General features: G+C 71.0%; 11 protein-coding genes. 1 reads left to right on the forward strand and 10 read right to left on the reverse strand.

Going from position 1 to position 15,001, the window contains the following annotated elements; translation table 11 throughout:
• Positions 1-36 precede the first annotated feature (36 nt).
• Positions 37-2,646, reverse strand: a complete 2,610-nt coding sequence (locus H537_RS40255) for a type VI secretion system Vgr family protein (protein ID WP_051241419.1) — start codon at positions 2,644-2,646, stop codon at positions 37-39.
• A 532-nt stretch (positions 2,647-3,178) separates the two neighbouring features.
• On the opposite strand from H537_RS40255, the gene tssF reads away from it, so the two are divergent.
• The gene (gene tssF, locus H537_RS0100455) at positions 3,179-5,017 is read left to right on the forward strand and encodes a type VI secretion system baseplate subunit TssF (RefSeq protein WP_028996331.1); all 1,839 of its coding nucleotides are present in this window, start codon (positions 3,179-3,181) and stop codon (positions 5,015-5,017) included.
• 44 nt (positions 5,018-5,061) lie between these two features.
• Here tssF and nagZ read toward each other — a convergent pair whose 3' ends face one another.
• The 9 genes from nagZ to H537_RS40265 all read right to left on the reverse strand — a co-directional run bounded on the left by nagZ (position 5,062) and on the right by H537_RS40265 (position 14,955).
• Complete coding sequence (gene nagZ / locus H537_RS0100460; protein WP_028996332.1) at positions 5,062-6,126, reverse strand: beta-N-acetylhexosaminidase; 1,065 nt, start codon at positions 6,124-6,126, stop codon at positions 5,062-5,064.
• A complete protein-coding gene (acpS, locus tag H537_RS0100465) occupies positions 6,123-6,533 on the reverse strand; it encodes a holo-ACP synthase (protein ID WP_028996333.1) in 411 nt (136 codons plus the stop codon). Before acpS ends, nagZ begins: the two co-directional genes overlap by 4 nt.
• Complete coding sequence (locus H537_RS0100470) at positions 6,530-7,333, reverse strand: pyridoxine 5'-phosphate synthase (protein ID WP_051241421.1); 804 nt, start codon at positions 7,331-7,333, stop codon at positions 6,530-6,532. Before H537_RS0100470 ends, acpS begins: the two co-directional genes overlap by 4 nt.
• Positions 7,296-8,105 carry a DNA repair protein RecO gene (recO, locus tag H537_RS40260; protein WP_051241423.1) on the reverse strand — a complete coding sequence of 270 codons (810 nt, stop codon included), beginning with the start codon at positions 8,103-8,105 and terminating at the stop codon, positions 7,296-7,298. The genes H537_RS0100470 and recO overlap by 38 nt, the downstream gene beginning before the upstream one ends.
• Entirely contained in the window at positions 8,102-9,022 is a 921-nt protein-coding gene (gene era, locus H537_RS0100480) for a GTPase Era (RefSeq protein WP_028996335.1), read from the reverse strand. The genes recO and era overlap by 4 nt, the downstream gene beginning before the upstream one ends.
• A gap of 237 nt (positions 9,023-9,259) precedes the next feature.
• Positions 9,260-9,964 carry a ribonuclease III gene (gene rnc, locus H537_RS0100485; RefSeq protein WP_028996336.1) on the reverse strand — a complete coding sequence of 235 codons (705 nt, stop codon included), beginning with the start codon at positions 9,962-9,964 and terminating at the stop codon, positions 9,260-9,262.
• A gap of 187 nt (positions 9,965-10,151) precedes the next feature.
• A complete protein-coding gene (gene lepB, locus H537_RS0100490) occupies positions 10,152-11,117 on the reverse strand; it encodes a signal peptidase I (RefSeq protein ID WP_028996337.1) in 966 nt (321 codons plus the stop codon).
• Positions 11,118-11,125: 8 nt separating this feature from the next.
• On the reverse strand, positions 11,126-12,934 hold the full coding sequence (lepA, locus tag H537_RS0100495) for a translation elongation factor 4 (protein WP_028996338.1): 1,809 nt from the start codon (positions 12,932-12,934) through the stop codon (positions 11,126-11,128).
• A gap of 503 nt (positions 12,935-13,437) precedes the next feature.
• Positions 13,438-14,955, reverse strand: coding sequence for a DegQ family serine endoprotease (locus H537_RS40265; RefSeq protein ID WP_051241425.1), 1,518 nt, complete (start codon positions 14,953-14,955; stop codon positions 13,438-13,440).
• Positions 14,956-15,001: the final 46 nt, after the last annotated feature.

The raw sequence follows: 15,001 nt of genomic DNA on the forward strand, positions 1-15,001 counted from the left end.
CCGCCCTTCCGGTCCTGCGATCCCGGCACAGCCAAGTCAACGGGGCAGCTCTGGCAGCTCCGCTGCTTCCTGCCCTCCCCCCAGGAACTCATGCGTCGCCCCCCGCACCGTGAAGCTCCCCGGCGTGGCGACCTCGATATCTCCCCCGTCCAGCGTCAGCGCCGACGAGCCCGCCACCAGCCGCACCCGCTGCTGCGCGCTGATGCGCAATTCGCCCTCCACTGAAGCCACCGACAGCGACTGGTCCGCCAGCAGCTGCAGAGCGTCGGTGTGCGCGCGCAGCGATACCGGCCCGTGCGCCGCCCGCGCCGTGATTCCGCCCTGGTGCGCGTACACGCCCGCCGTGCCGCCGCCAGCCTGGGCATAGGTGCCCGCGGCAGCCAAGTGCAGGTCTTCCTGCGCCACCAAGCCCTGGCTGCCGCCGGACCACGCGCTGACGCTGGCCTCGCTCGCCAGCAGCGCCGCGGCCGGGGTGTCCAGCAGCAGCACCGGCTCGGCAAAGGCCGGCACCGGCTGCGTACCCGCGTTGCGGCCGTCGGCGGCGGCTTGCAGCGCCGGCTGGCCGTTGACCTGTGCAGGATGGCGCCCCTGCCGCGCCGGGTCGATCACGTCGATGAGACGCGCCAGCGCCTGGCCGTCGTCGGCGCTGCGCAGGCCCGGCGCCTGTACCGCCCGCGCCGCCGCGCCCAGGCGCTGGGCCAGCTCGCGCGCAGTGCGCAGCTGCGCCAGCGCCTCGGTTGCATCCATCTGGCTGCCCTGCGCGCTGCCGTAGGTGCCGGGGCGCCTCTGCGTGCTCAGCAGCAGCCCGGCACCCGCGCGCACGCTGGCCCAGCCTTGCGTGCAGCCTTCGAAGCCCGAGCCCCGCCAAGCGCCGCGCCAGGCATCGTGAGGCCCCTGCTGGATCAGGTGGCCCAGGCCGAGCTCGCTGCGCGCGGCACTGGCATGCAGCCGCATGCGCAGCTGCCCGGTGCTGTCGTCCAGCACCCACTGGTTGAAACCGTCGCCGCCCAGGCCGCGGCTGTGCAGCCCCGACAGCGCCCCGGCGTGGTTCACGCCGCTGTCGCAGCCCGCGGCGAAAGGCGGCGGCTCGTTGCCGTGATAGAGGCCGCCGGCCACCACCGGGCGGTCGATGTCGCCGTCGAGGAATTCAATCGCCACCTCGGCACCGATGCGCGGCGTGTAGACGAAGCCCCAGCCGGCGCCTGCCGCCGGGCTCAGCACCCGCAGCCAGGCCCCGCAACGCTCGTCGCCCGGCGCATGGCCCTCCGGGTTTGCGCGCGAGACGTGCGCCAGCCCACCGGGATTGGGCGCGAGCCCGCGCTGGAAATGGAACTGCACCTTGACGCGGTGGTCCCGGTCGCTGGTGAGCGCGCCGCCGCGCTGCCCCACCACGCGCGCGCCCAACACTGCCGGCGCCGTGGGCCGGCGCGGCGCGGGCGGCACCAGCGGCACGTCGTCCAGCACGGCCTCGAAGCGGTTGCGGTAGGCGCCGCCCTCGATGTCCCCGTCGGCCAGCGCACGCGCCGCGGCAAGGCCCAGGTTGTTGGCGGCGCGGTGCTCCACGGCCAGCACGGTGAAGCCGTTCGCCTCGCGCCGGTGCCACGGCGTGCCGGCATCGCTCCAGGCACTGGTGCTGGCGCCGTAGCTGGGATGGTCGATGAGCGTGAAGCGCCGCCCCGCGCCCAGCCGGCGCACACCGCTCACGCCCTCGAAGCGCTTGGCGTCCAGCGCCAGCGCCGACAGCGCCAAGGCCGCGGCGGCGGTCGCCGCGCTGCCGTCGGGATGGCGCCCCAGGCCCGCGCCGTCGTAGCGCTGCAGCCGCGGCAGCGCGCCCAGCGCCAGCGGGCTCTGCAGCAGCGCGCCGGCGCCGGCCAGCCGCGCCGGGTCCCAGCTGCCCAGCGCCACGGCGTTGGCCACGGCGCGGCGCGCAGGCATGAAATCCGTCACCGGGTCTTCCAGCCCAGGCAGGAAGGCGCTGGGATGCTGCGCCGCGAAGCGCACCGGGCCCAGGTCAGGGCCGCGGTGGCGGGCGTCGGCGATCACGAGCACGTGCCGCGCCGCGGCCGAGTCGCCTGCGCCGCCGCCCTCGTCCACGTGCTCGAAATGCCAGTGGAGCCCTTCCTGCGCCAGCAGCCGCGTGACGAAGGCCAGGTCGCTCTCGCGGTACTGGATGCACAGCTCGCGCACGCGCATCGCCTGCAGCGTGGCCTCGGCGCAGTCGATGCGCCACTGCGCCCCGGGGTGGTCGGCGAACACCGATTCCACGATCTGCAGCGCCGTGCGGTCCTGGTAGACGAAGCTGTCCTGGCGCAGCGCCAGCCAGCTCAGCCAGGGCTGCAGCAGCAGGCGCCAGCGCACCAGGGCGCCCACGCGGCCGAGCCGCACAGCCTCGGCCACGCAGCCATGCCAGGGGGTGTAGCGGCCGTCGGCCTGCTTCAGCCGCAGCGTGAGCGCCTCGCCCACGAGCGCGCGCAGTCCCTGCGGCGAGGGCTCAGCCAGCAGCTCCAGCACCAGCGTGAAGCCCTGGTTGACGGCCTCGTGCAGCATGGCCCGCACCGGCACCAGCGCGGCCCCGATGCCGGCGGGCAGCGCTCCCAGGCGCAGCAGCCGCTCGTCGTCGCGCGGCAGATCAAGCAGCGACAGCATCGCGGCCTCAGTACAGCGCAGGGCCAAACGGGCGCGGCCGGGGCAGCGCGGGAATTTCCTCAGCCCTGGACGGGCCACCCGATGCGTATTCCTGCATGAATATGAGCATGGCCTCCCCGAGTTGCCAATATTCAAGAGCCGCGACGATGCGAGGCCGCGCGCGAAATCCACGCGTCCTGCCACCAGAATCTCTCAGAACTGCTGTATGCCTTTGCGCAAACGGCTGCACGCTTATTCGAATTCATGAGCACTCCGGCTCCGCTATACCCAGCGGCCGGGCGGATCGCGCCTTTCGGGCTGCCTCGCTCCCCAGGGCGCAAGGTACGCGGGCCGGTGCGCGCACGCCTATGCGTAATAGCCCTATTTGCCGGCAGCGGCCACCCTGAGGCGAAATCCGCGCTGCACCCGCACCACGAATAAAAACCGTCGCTTGGCTTACAAAAATCAAGCCGACGGTTATTGCTGCCTCTGGCCTGCCGACTTGCCATCGAACAGGCGCGCACGCCCATGACAAGTACGGGAGGAATATCCCATGGACAAATTGCTGCCCTATTTCGAGCGCGAGCTGGCGCTGCTGCAGCAGCAGGCGGACGACTTCGCGCGGCGCCATCCGCACATCGCCGGGCGGCTGTCGGCCAGCGGCGAGCTGCTGCAGGACCCGCAGGTGCAGCGCCTGATGCAGTCCTTCGCGCTGCTGGGCGCACGCATCCACGCCCGGCTGGACGACGACTTCCCGCGCTTCACCCACGCGCTGCTGGAGCAGCTGAGCCCGCAGTGGCTGCGGCCCTTCCCGGCCTGCTCCATCGCCGACTTCCACGACCCTGCCGCCGCCCTGGCGCGCAGCACCGCAGAGGTGCTGCCGGCCGGCGCGCTGCTCGGCGCCATCCCGCTGCACAACCCCATGGAGCTGCGCTTCGCCACCACGGCCGAGGTGCAGCAGCTGCCGCTGCGAGTGGCTGCGGCGGGTTTGACTTCCGTCTCCGGCGTGCCCTCGGACACGCCGCTGCCGCGCCAGGCAGTGGCGCTGTTCAGCCTGCGGCTGGAGCTGCTGTGCGACAAGGCGCGCTGGGCGGCGCTGGGGGTGGAGCGCATCCGGCTGTTCCTGGACGGCGAGGCGCCGCTGGTGGCGCTGCTGCGGGAGACGCTCACGCGCCGCGTGCTCACCACGCTGGTACAGGCCTCGGCCCACGGCCCCTGGCACGCCGATACGGCGGCCAACCCGCAGCCAGTGGGCTTGGCGCCCGGCGAGGCGCTGATCGCGGACGGCTGGCCCGCGGCGCACCGGCTGCTGGCCGAGTACTTCAACTTCCCGGCCAAGTTCGACTTCATCGACCTGCCGCTGACCGCTGCGGCCCGGTGTGCGCAAGGCAGCACGCTGGCGCTGCATTTCGCGCTGGCGGGGCTGCGCACCGACGGCGAGGAGGCGCGGCTGCTGGAGTCGGCCGGCGCCCGGCACTTCCGGCCCGGCTGCGTGCCCGTCATCAACCTGTTCAGCGCGACCGCCGAGGCCGAGGCGCTGAGGCACGAGCCCGCCACCTACACCGTGCGGGCCACGCCCGGCCCGGCCCTGCACGAGGTGCATGCCATCGACGGCGTGCGCTACCAGCCCCAGGGCGCCGGCGCCGGCGAGCTGCGGCCGGTGGAGGCCTTCCACTCGCTGCGGCACGCCGCAGGGTCAAGCGAGGACCCGGCCGCACCGCCCCGCTGGATGGCCCGGCGCGACGAAGGGTTGGCGCAGCGCAAGCCCGGCGACGAGACGGTGCTGACGCTGGTGGACGCCGGCCAGGCGCCCAGCGAGGCGGTGGTCGATGCGCTGGAGGTGCGGGCGCGCTTCACCAACCGCGACCTGCCCAGCCGCATGCGCATCGGCAACGCCGGCGGCGAGCTGGGACTGGCCGGCGGCGGCGCGGCCGCCATCCGCCTGCTGCACCAGCCGACGCCGAGCCGGCGCTTCGATTTCAGCGGCGAGCGCTCCTGGCAACTGCTGTCGCTGCTGCGCCCGCGCCACTTGCTGCTCACGAGCGCCGGGCTGCAGGCGCTCAAGGACGGGCTGCGACTGTTCGACTGGTCGCGCGACCCGCGCACCGAGCGGCTGCTGGAGGGGCTGGCCGCCATCGAGATGCGGCCGGCGCAGGCTTGCATGGCCGGGCGCTGCGGGCCGAGCCTCGTGCGCGGCACCGAGATCCGGCTGTCGGTGCACGAAGCCTGTTTCGCCGGGCGCGGGCTGCAGCTGTTCGCGTTGGTGCTCTCGCCCTGGTTCGCGCTGCATGCGCACACCAACAGCTTCACGCAGCTGCAGGTGGTGTCGGCCGCTACAGGCGAGCTGCTGGTGTCCTGCCCGCGCTGCCGGGGCGAGGTGCCGCTGGTCTGAGCGCAGCGGCCGGGCCGCCGTCTACCGCGGCGGCCCCAGGGGGCTTAGGGCAGCTGCTCCAGCGCCCGCTGGTACACCGCCTGGTGCATCAGGTCGTCCCAAGGCACCGGCGCTCCCTGTGGCAGCAGCGCCACGCGGCGCGCTTCGCTGTCGGGATCGAGCTGCCACTCGCCGCGCTCCAGAGCGGCCTGCAGGCCGTCGAGCAACTCGTTGACCGCCGCGCCGCCGTCCAGGGATTGATTGCACAGCAGCACCAAGTCGCAGCCCGCGGTCAGCGCCGCCACGGCGGCGGCGGGGTAGCTGACCACTTCGCCGTCCAGGCGCCGCGCGCCTTCCATGCTCAGGTCGTCGCTGAACACGGCGCCGGTGAAGCCCAGGCGGCCACGCAGGATGTCCTGCAGCCACTTGGCAGAGAAGCCCGCCGGGCGCGCGTCCACCTTCGGGTAGACCACGTGCGCGGGCATCACCGAGGGCAGGCTGGTGGACAGCCACTCGTAGGGCTTGGCGTCGTCGGCCAGGATGGCCTTGAGCGAGCGCCGGTCCACCGGCACGTCCACGTGCGAGTCGGCCTTGGTGAAGCCGTGCCCGGGGAAATGCTTGCCGCAGGACTGCATCCCGGCGAGCAGCAGCCCGTGCATCAGGCTCTTGGCCAGCAGCGTGGCCACGCGCGCGTCGCGGTGGAAGGCGCGGTCGCCGATGACGGCGCTCTGGCCGTGGTCCAGGTCCAGCACCGGCGTGAAGCTGAAGTCCACGCCGCAGGCGCGCAGCTCCGAGGCCAGCACGTAGCCGGCGGCGCTGGCGGCCTCGGTGGCGGCCATGGCGTCGCGCATCCACAGCTCGCCCAGGCGCGCCATCGGCGGCAGGTGCGTGAAGCCGTCGGTGCGGAAGCGCTGGACGCGGCCGCCCTCGTGGTCCACGCAGACCAGCAGGTCCGGGCGCAGGCTCTTGATCTCGGCCGTGAGCTCGGTGAGCTGGCGCCGGCTCTCCCAGTTGCGGGCGAACAGGATCAGGCCACCGGTGAGCGGGTGCGCGATGCGGCGGCGGTCGTCGTCGTCCAGCGCCAGGCCGGCGATGTCGAGCACCACCGGGGCGTGCTGCGAAGAAGTCATTCGATGTCCTGCTGAGGTTGCTTCTCGACCACGACGAAGCTCACGGCGTAGTCGGTCTCGTCGCTGAGGGTCACGTGCGCCTGCCAGCCCTGCGCCTCGAACCAGTCCTTGAGCGCGCCGTGCAGCCGGATGTAGGGCTGGCCGCTCGCGTGGTTCAGGATTTCGCAGTCGCGCCAGCGCATGGGCATGTGCATGCCCAGGCCGATGGCCTTGGAGAAGGCCTCCTTGGCCGAGAAGCGCGTGGCCAGGTAGGCGATGCCGCGCGACTCGGCGCGGGCACGCCGCGCGGCGAACACCTGCTGCTCGCCGGGACCGAGCACGCGCAACGGAAAGCGGTCGTTGCGGCGTCCGAGCGTGGCGGCGATGCGCCGCACGTCGCAGACGTCGGTGCCGATGCCGACGATCACCGCGCGCCGCCCTCCGCGGGCGCGAAGGCGCGCTGGATGCAGCGCTGGTAGTCGCGCACGGTCTCGGTGTAGCCCAGCTCCAGCGCGTCGGCGATCAGCGCGTGGCCGATGGACACCTCCGCCACGCCCGGCACCTCGCGCAGGAAGCGCGTGAGGTTGTCGCGGTTGAGGTCGTGCCCGGCGTTGACGCCCAGGCCCGCGGCCAGCGCGGCCTCGGCGGCGCGCGTGTATTGCGCCAGCACCGCGTCCTCGTCCGCCGTGCCAAACGCCCGCGCGTAGCCCTCGGTGTAGAGCTCGACGCGGTCGGCGCCGGCCTGCGCGGCGAAGGCCATGGCCTCGGGCACCGGGTCCATGAACAGGCTCACGCGCACGCCCAGCGCCTTCACCTGCTGGATCACGGACACCAGCCGCTCCAGGTCCGCCGGCATGTTCCAGCCGTGGTCGGAGGTGAACTGCTCGACGTTGTCCGGCACGAAGGTGGCCTGGTGCGGACGCGTGGCCTCGATGAAGCCGACGAGGTTGTGGAAGGGGTTGCCCTCGATGTTGTATTCGACCTGCGGCCAGGCCTTGAGGAACTCGGCCAGCGCGTGCACGTCCTCGGCGCGGATATGGCGCTCGTCCGGGCGCGGGTGCACGGTGATGCCCTGCGCGCCGGCTTGCAGCACCTGCTCCGCCGCGCGCGTGACGCTGGGAATGCCCAGGTGGCGCGTGTTGCGCAGCAGCGCGACCTTGTTGAGGTTGACCGACAGCGCGGTGCGCGCGTCACGCGGCCGGGATTCGGGAGCCACGAGAGGGTTCATCTGGCGGGGGAGGCGGGGGGACGTCGATGAGGCGCTGCAGGTCGCGCATCACCTCGCGGGTGCGCAGCAGCGGGGAGCCGAGATGATAGTGAAGCAGCGTGCGCAACTGCCCGCGCAGCGGCTGCAGCGACAGCAGGCAGGCCGCCTGCAGCGCGCCCAGGTCGCCGGCGTCCAGCGCGGCCTGCAGCGTGGTCCAGACCTGGCCGGAGAGCGCCGCCTCGGCGCCGGCGGCGTCCACCAGCCCCGACTCAGCCCGCAGCGCGTAGCGCGCGCGCGGCTCGGTGGCCTCCAGCCGCAGCGTGACCTGGGCCAGGTCGGGCAGCAGCCCGGTGCTGCGCAGCAGCATCAGCTCGAAAGCACGCAGCCCCGCCTGCGCGCGCAGCTCGTTGCCGCCGGACAGTGCCGGCAGCGTGGCGGCGTAGGCGTCGAAGAGCGCGGGATGCGGGTCCTGGCGCGCGAGCAGCTTCATCAGCAGCTCGTTGAGGTAGAAGCCCGAGAACAGCGCGTCGCCGGTGAGCATGGGCGCGCCGCCGGCCCAGTCGGCACCGCGCAGCAATTGCACTTCGGCTTCGGCGCTGCGGCCCAGGTGCACGTTCAGGCGCTGGAAAGGCAGCAGTACCGGGCGCAGCTGCGAATACGGGCGCTTGGCGCCCTTGGCCACTGCCGCCACGCGGCCGTGCTCGCGCGTGAACAGGTCCAGGACCAGGCTGGATTCGCTCCAGTCCCAGCGGTGCAGCACATAGGCCGCCTGGGGCGGAGCCTTTCCCTTCACTCGTAGCCGTAGGAGCGCAGGTGCTCTTCGCTGTCGGCCCAGCCCGAGCGCACCTTGACCCAGATTTCCAGGAAGACCTTGGCGTCCATGAGCCGTTCCAGCTCCTGGCGCGCCTCGCTGCCGATGCGCTTGAGCACCTCGCCCTTGTCGCCGATGACCATGCCCTTGTGCGCGTCGCGCTCCACGACGATGGTGGCGGCGATGCGGCGCAGGTTGCCCTCTTCCTCGAACTTGTCGATCACCACCGTGCAGCTGTAGGGCAGCTCGTCGCCGGTGAGGCGGAACAGCTTCTCGCGGATCAGCTCGCTGGCCAGGAAGCGGTCGCTGCGGTCGGTGAGCGCGTCCTCCTCGTAGAACCAGGGCTGCTCGGGCAGGTAGGGCCGCACGATGTCCATCAGCCGCTTCACGTCCGCGTCCTTGCGCGCCGACAGCGGCACGAACTCGGCGAAGTCCCGGCGCTCCTGCATGGACTTGAGCCAGGGCAGCATGTCGTTGCGGCGCTGCACGGCATCGAGCTTGTTGGCGATGAGCATCACCGGCTTGTCCTGCGGCAGCAGCGCCAGCACCTTGGCGTCGTCCAGCCCGAAGCGGCCGGCCTCCACCAGGAACAGCACCACGTCCACGTCGGAGAGCACGCCCTGCACGGTGCGGTTGAGGTTGCGGTTGAGCGCGGTGCTGTGCTTGGTCTGGAAGCCGGGCGTGTCTACGAACACGAACTGCGTGTCGCCCTCGGTGCGGATGCCGGTGATGCGGTGGCGCGTGGTCTGCGCCTTGCGCGAGGTGATGCTGACCTTCTGCCCCACCAGCGCGTTGAGCAGCGTGCTCTTGCCCACGTTGGGCCGGCCGACGATGGCCACCAGGCCGCAGCGCTGGCCCGCGACGGCCGCGGGCTTGCCGAAGGCGGCGTCCAGGTCCACGCCCTCGCGCTCGTCCTCCTCCTCGTCGTCGCCTTCCTCGGCGTCCTCTGCGTCTTCGACGTCGAGGTCGTCGTCCTCGGCGCCGGTGTCGGCGCCCTCCTCCACCGCGCCGCTGGCGTCGGGATCGGCGGCGAAGTCTTCGGCTTCGGGCGTGGCGGCCTCGTGGGCGGGCACGGCGGGGGCGTCGGCGGCGTCAGCGGCCGGCGCGGAAGGTTGGGATTTGGAGTTCACGGTAATTCAGGAGCGCAGCGGCCCGCCGGGGCGGTCGCTGGACTTGAGGTTTTCGAGCAGCCGCCGCGCGGCGTCCTGCTCGGCCATGCGGCGAGAACGGCCCTCGCCCGGCTCGGCCAGGCCCAGGGCCGGCACGGCGCACTCGACCTCGAAGGTCTGGGCATGGGCTTGGCCGCGCGTGGCGACGATGCGGTAGACCGGCACGGCCAGGCGCCGCGCCTGCAGCCATTCCTGGAGCTCGGTCTTGGGGTCCTTGCTCCAGCCGTCCATCTCGGTGGAGGCGATGACCTCGCCAAAGAGGCGGCGCACCAGTGCCTGCGCGGGCTCGAAGCCGCCGTCGAGGAAGGCCGCGCCGAGGATGGCTTCCAGCGCGTCGGCCAGGATCGACGGGCGCTGCGCGCCGCCGCCGCGGGCTTCGCCCTCGGACAGGCGCAGCACCTCCGGCAGGCCCAGCTGCAGCGCCACGCGGTGCAGGCTGTCCTCGCGCACGAGGTGCGCGCGCACGCGGGTGAGATCGCCCTCGTCCGAGCCGCTGAAGCGCTCGTAGAGCATGGCGGAGATGGTGATGCTCAGTACGGCATCGCCGAGGAATTCGAGCCGTTCGTTGTGATCGGCGCCGAAGCTGCGGTGCGTGAGCGCACGCTGCAGCAGCCGCGGCTGCGCGAAGCGGTATCCCAGGCGTTGCTGGAGTGCTTCGATTCGATGGTCCATGTCGTGATGTGCGGGCAAGTGGCGCGCCTTCAACGGCAGCGGCCGTGGTACTTGATGGGCAGGTACACCGGGGCCATGAACGTGAGGAGCGGGAGCCCGCGCCGGCGCGGCCGGGCGGCCGCTTCGGCGGGACAGGCGCCGCCCGGGCCGCGCCCGCAAGGCTGCGGCCCGAGGGCGCCCGGCGGCTTCAATGGAAGCGGCCGATGCGGCTGGGGTTGCCGAAATTCATCCACACGAAGAAGGCTCTGCCGACGATGTTCTGGTCCGGCACGAAGCCCCAGTAGCGCGAGTCCTGCGAGTTGTCGCGGTTGTCGCCCATCACGAAGTAGTGGCCCTCGGGCACCTTGCAGCTCACCCCTTCGGCGCTGTAGCGGCAGGCCGAGCTGTTGGGGAAGGCATGGTTGCCGGGGATGAAGCCGGGACGGTCCTTGTCGATGAGGATGCGGTGATCCTGCTCGCCCAGCTTCTCGCTGAACTGCTGCTGGTAGCGCAGGCTGTCCTCGTCGTAGAAATCGGGCAGCTGCGAGGTCGGCACGGGCTGGCCGTTGATGGTGAGCCGCTTGTTGAGGTAGCTCACCTCGTCGCCGGGCAGGCCCACCACGCGCTTGATGTAGTCCACGCGCGGGTCCACGGGGTAGCGGAAGACGATCACGTCGCCGCGCACAGGCTCGTTGTTGCTCACGACCTTGGTGTTCACCACCGGCAGCCGGATGCCGTAGTGGAACTTGTTCACCAGGATCAGGTCGCCCACCAGCAGCGTCGGGATCATGGAGCCCGAGGGGATCTTGAACGGCTCGAACAGGAAGCTGCGCAGCAGGAACACGGCCACGATCACCGGGAACAGGCCGGCCGTCCAGTCCAGCCACCAAGGTTGCGCCAGCACCTTGCGCCGCGCCTCGGTAACGTCGCCGTCCACCTTCTCGATGCCCATGCGGGCCAGCTCGGCGCGGCGCGAGGCGGCCTGCGCCTCCAGCTGCGCCGCGGCGGCCTCCCGCGCGGGGCGGAAGCGCAGCCGCTCGGCCAGCCAGTAGACCATCGTCACCAGCGTGAGGATGAACAGCAGCAGGGCGAAGTTGCCCATCCAGTAGCCCATGAACCAGCCGCCGAGATAGACGATCAGGGCCCCATACAGAACCGCGGTGAGAGAGCTCATTCGTTGTGTCAGTCGTCCACCTGGAGGATGGCCAGGAACGCTTCCTGCGGCACCTCGACGGTACCGATCTGCTTCATCCGTTTCTTGCCGGCCTTCTGCTTTTCCAGCAGCTTGCGCTTGCGGGTGATGTCACCGCCGTAGCATTTTGCCAGCACGTTCTTGCGCAGCGCCTTGATGTTCTCGCGGGCGATGATGTTGGCGCCGATGGCGGCCTGGATCGCCACGTCGTACATCTGGCGCGGGATCTGCTCGCGCATCTTGGCCGCCACGGCGCGGCCGCGGTACTGGCTCTGCGAGCGGTGCACGATCATCGCCAACGGGTCCACCCGGTCGCCGTTGATCATGATGTCCACCTTCACCACGTCGGCGGCGCGGTACTCCTTGAACTCGTAGTCCATGGAGGCGTAGCCGCGCGACACCGACTTCAGCTTGTCGAAGAAGTCCAGCACGATCTCCGCCAGCGGCAGCTCGTAGGTCAGCATCACCTGGCGGCCGTGGTAGGCCATGTTCAGCTGCACGCCGCGCTTCTGGTTGGCCAGCGTCATCACCGGGCCCACGTAGTCCTGCGGCATGTACAGGTGCACCGTGACGATGGGCTCGCGGATCTCGCGGATGCGGCCCAGGTCCGGCATCTTGCTCGGGTTCTCGACCTCGATCACCTCGCCGTCGCCCAGCTCCACCTCGTACACCACGCTGGGCGCGGTGGTCACCAGGTCCTGGTCGAACTCGCGCTCCAGGCGCTCCTGCACGATCTCCATGTGCAGCAGCCCCAGGAAGCCGCAGCGGAAGCCGAAGCCCAGCGCCTGCGACACCTCGGGCTCGTAGCGCAGCGAGCTGTCGTTGAGCTTGAGCTTTTCCAGCGCGTCGCGCAGCTGGTCGTACTCGCTGGCCTCGCTCGGGTACAGGCCCGCGAACACCTGCGGCTGGATCTCCTTGAAGCCCGGCAGCGCCTCGGTGGCCGGGCCGGCGTTGTTGGGCAGCTTCTTTTCCAGCGTGACGGTGTCGCCCACCTTGGCCGCGGCCAGCTCCTTGATGCCGCAGATCACGAAGCCCACCTCGCCGGCGCGCAGCATGTCGCGGTTCTCGCTCTTGGGCGTGAACACGCCCAGGTGCTCGATGCCGTAGACGGCGTTGGTGGCCATCATGCGGATGCGCTCGCCCTTGCCGATCTGGCCGTCCACCACGCGCACCAGCATCACCACGCCGACGTAGTTGTCGAACCAGGCGTCGATGATCATCGCCCGCGGCGGCCCCTCGGGGTTGCCCTTGGGCGGCGGCATGCGCACGATCACCGCCTCCAGGATGTCGTCGATGCCCATGCCGGTCTTGGCCGAGCAGGGAATCGCGTCGCTGGCGTCGATGCCGATGACGTCCTCGACCTCCTCCTTGGCGCGATCCGGGTCGGCCTGCGGCAGGTCCATCTTGTTGAGCACCGGGATGACCTCGACGCCCAGGTCCAGCGCGGTGTAGCAGTTGGCCACCGTCTGCGCCTCCACGCCCTGGCTGGCATCCACCACCAGCAGCGCGCCCTCGCAGGCCGAGAGCGAGCGGCTGACTTCATAGGAGAAGTCCACGTGCCCCGGCGTGTCGATGAGGTTGAGGTTGTAGGTCTTGCCGTCGCGCGCCTTGTACTGCAGCGCCGCGGTCTGCGCCTTGATCGTGATGCCGCGCTCGCGCTCGATGTCCATCGAGTCGAGCACCTGGGCCTCCATCTCGCGATCGCTCAAGCCGCCGCAGCGCTGGATGAGCCGGTCAGCCAGCGTGCTCTTGCCGTGGTCGATGTGGGCAATGATGGAGAAATTGCGGATGTGGTCCATGCGAACGGGAAGCGAGGGGCCGAGGCCGCGGGCGGCGTCGGTCGCAGGCCGCGCTGCCTGCACGGAACCCTGCGGATCGGCCCAGCGACACGCCACCGCGCGGCAGCCTGTCGGGGTCAAAAAAAAGGCACGTCGAAACGGTGACGCGCCTTCCAACAAAACGTATGGCAACTGCTTGTTGGGCCTTCATTGTAGCCAAAAGCCCCCCGCCGACCAGCCACAAACGGTCATCGCGACAGGTCTTCCGGGGCGCTACACCGGAAGTTTTCAACAGTTTATGCACAAGTGGTCAACCCTTGTGCTGCCTCAGGACAGCAGCCTGATATGCACAGGATGGACTGCGGCTGATGCAGCGCAACATTCCAACCCGGCATGAGGGCAATCCCGTAACAGGCCGTTCTAGGGCGGCGGTGGAAGGCCCGCCGCAGCGGCTGCCGATTGCGCTTCGTGAAAAAACCCGGCGCCCCAGTGGGGCGCCGGGTCTTGCACGCCAGAGGCCGGGCTCAGCGGCCGTTGCCGTTGCTGTTGCTGTTGCCGCCGGGCCGGATGATCAGGTAGTTGGTCTGCTCGCCGCGGCGCACCAACACGGTGAGCGCCTTGGAGCGATCTGCCTTCTCCACCAGGCCCGTGAACTGGCGCGCGCTGGTGATCTCGGTGTTGTCCACCGTCAGGATCACGTCGCCCTCGCGCAGCCCGGCACGCGCCGCCGCGCCTTCCGCCGACTCCACCCGCACGCCGCCGCGCACCTTGAGTTCGCGGCGCTGCGCATCGCTGAGGTCCGACACCGACAGTCCGATGGGCGTGGTGGCGCTGGCGCGCGGCGCGCTCTCGGCCTGGGCGACGCGGCGCGGCTTCTCGGGCTCGATCTCGGCCACCGTCACCGCCAGGTCGCGGTAGCTGCCGCGGCGGAACACCTGCAGCGTGGTGCGCGTGCCGGGCTTGGTGCCGCCGATGACGCGCGGCAGCTCGCCCGAGCGCTCCACCGCCTTGCCGTCCACCTTGGTGATGATGTCGCCGGGCTCGATGCCCGCCTTCTCCGCCGGGCCACCCGTCTCCACGCCCTGCACCAGCGCGCCGATGGGCTTGCCCAGGCCAATGGACTCCGCCACCTCCTTGGTCACCGGCGCGATCTGCACCCCGATGCGCCCGCGCACCACGCGGCCGTTGGTGCGCAACTGCTCGGCGACGCGGATGGCCTCGTCGATGGGAATGGCGAAGGAAATGCCCATGAAGCCGCCCGAGCGGCTGTAGATCTGCGAGTTGATCCCGACCACCTCGCCGCGCATGTTCAGCAGCGGCCCGCCGGAGTTGCCAGGGTTGATGGCGACGTCGGTCTGGATGAAAGGCAGGTAATCGCCCGTGTCGCGCTGCTTGGCGCTGACGATGCCGGCGGTCACGGTGTTGTCCAGGCCGAAGGGCGAGCCGATGGCCACCACCCACTCGCCCACGCGCAGCCGGCCCACGTCCCCGATGCGCACGAAAGGCAGCCCCGTGGCCTCGATCTTGACCACCGCCACGTCGGTGCGGGTGTCGGCGCCGACGATGCGCGCCTTGAGCTCGCGCTTGTCGGCGAGGGTGACGACGACCTCGTCGGCGCCCTCCACCACGTGCGCGTTGGTCATCACGAAACCGTCGGCGCTGAGGATGAAGCCGGAGCCCACGCCGCGCTGCTGCGGCTCGTCGCTGCCGCCACCGCCGCCGGGCGGGCCGCGCCGCGGGTCGGGCCGCCCGGGCATTGGGATGCCGAAGCGCCGGAAGAACTCTTCCAGGTTCTCGTCCATTTCCGGCGTGCTGCGGCTGGCGCGCCCACGCTCCAGGGTGCGGATGTTGACCACCGCCGGCCCGACCCGGTCCACCAGCTCGGTGAAGTCCGGCAGCACCTGCGCCTGTGCCGGGGCCTGCGCCGGCCCCTGCTGCGCGTGCGCCGGCAAGCCCAGCGCCACGCCCAGGCTGAGCGCCGTCAGCGTGGACAGCACGGCACCACGGGCCCGCCGGCCCTGCAATACGCCATCGACTCGCATGGAGGTTCCCTTGTCTGTTGAAGTGCTTTTACCCGCGAGAGGGTGT

The sequence above is a fragment of the Azohydromonas australica DSM 1124 genome (assembly GCF_000430725.1).
In the GTDB taxonomy this organism is placed as follows: domain Bacteria; phylum Pseudomonadota; class Gammaproteobacteria; order Burkholderiales; family Burkholderiaceae_C; genus Azohydromonas; species Azohydromonas australica.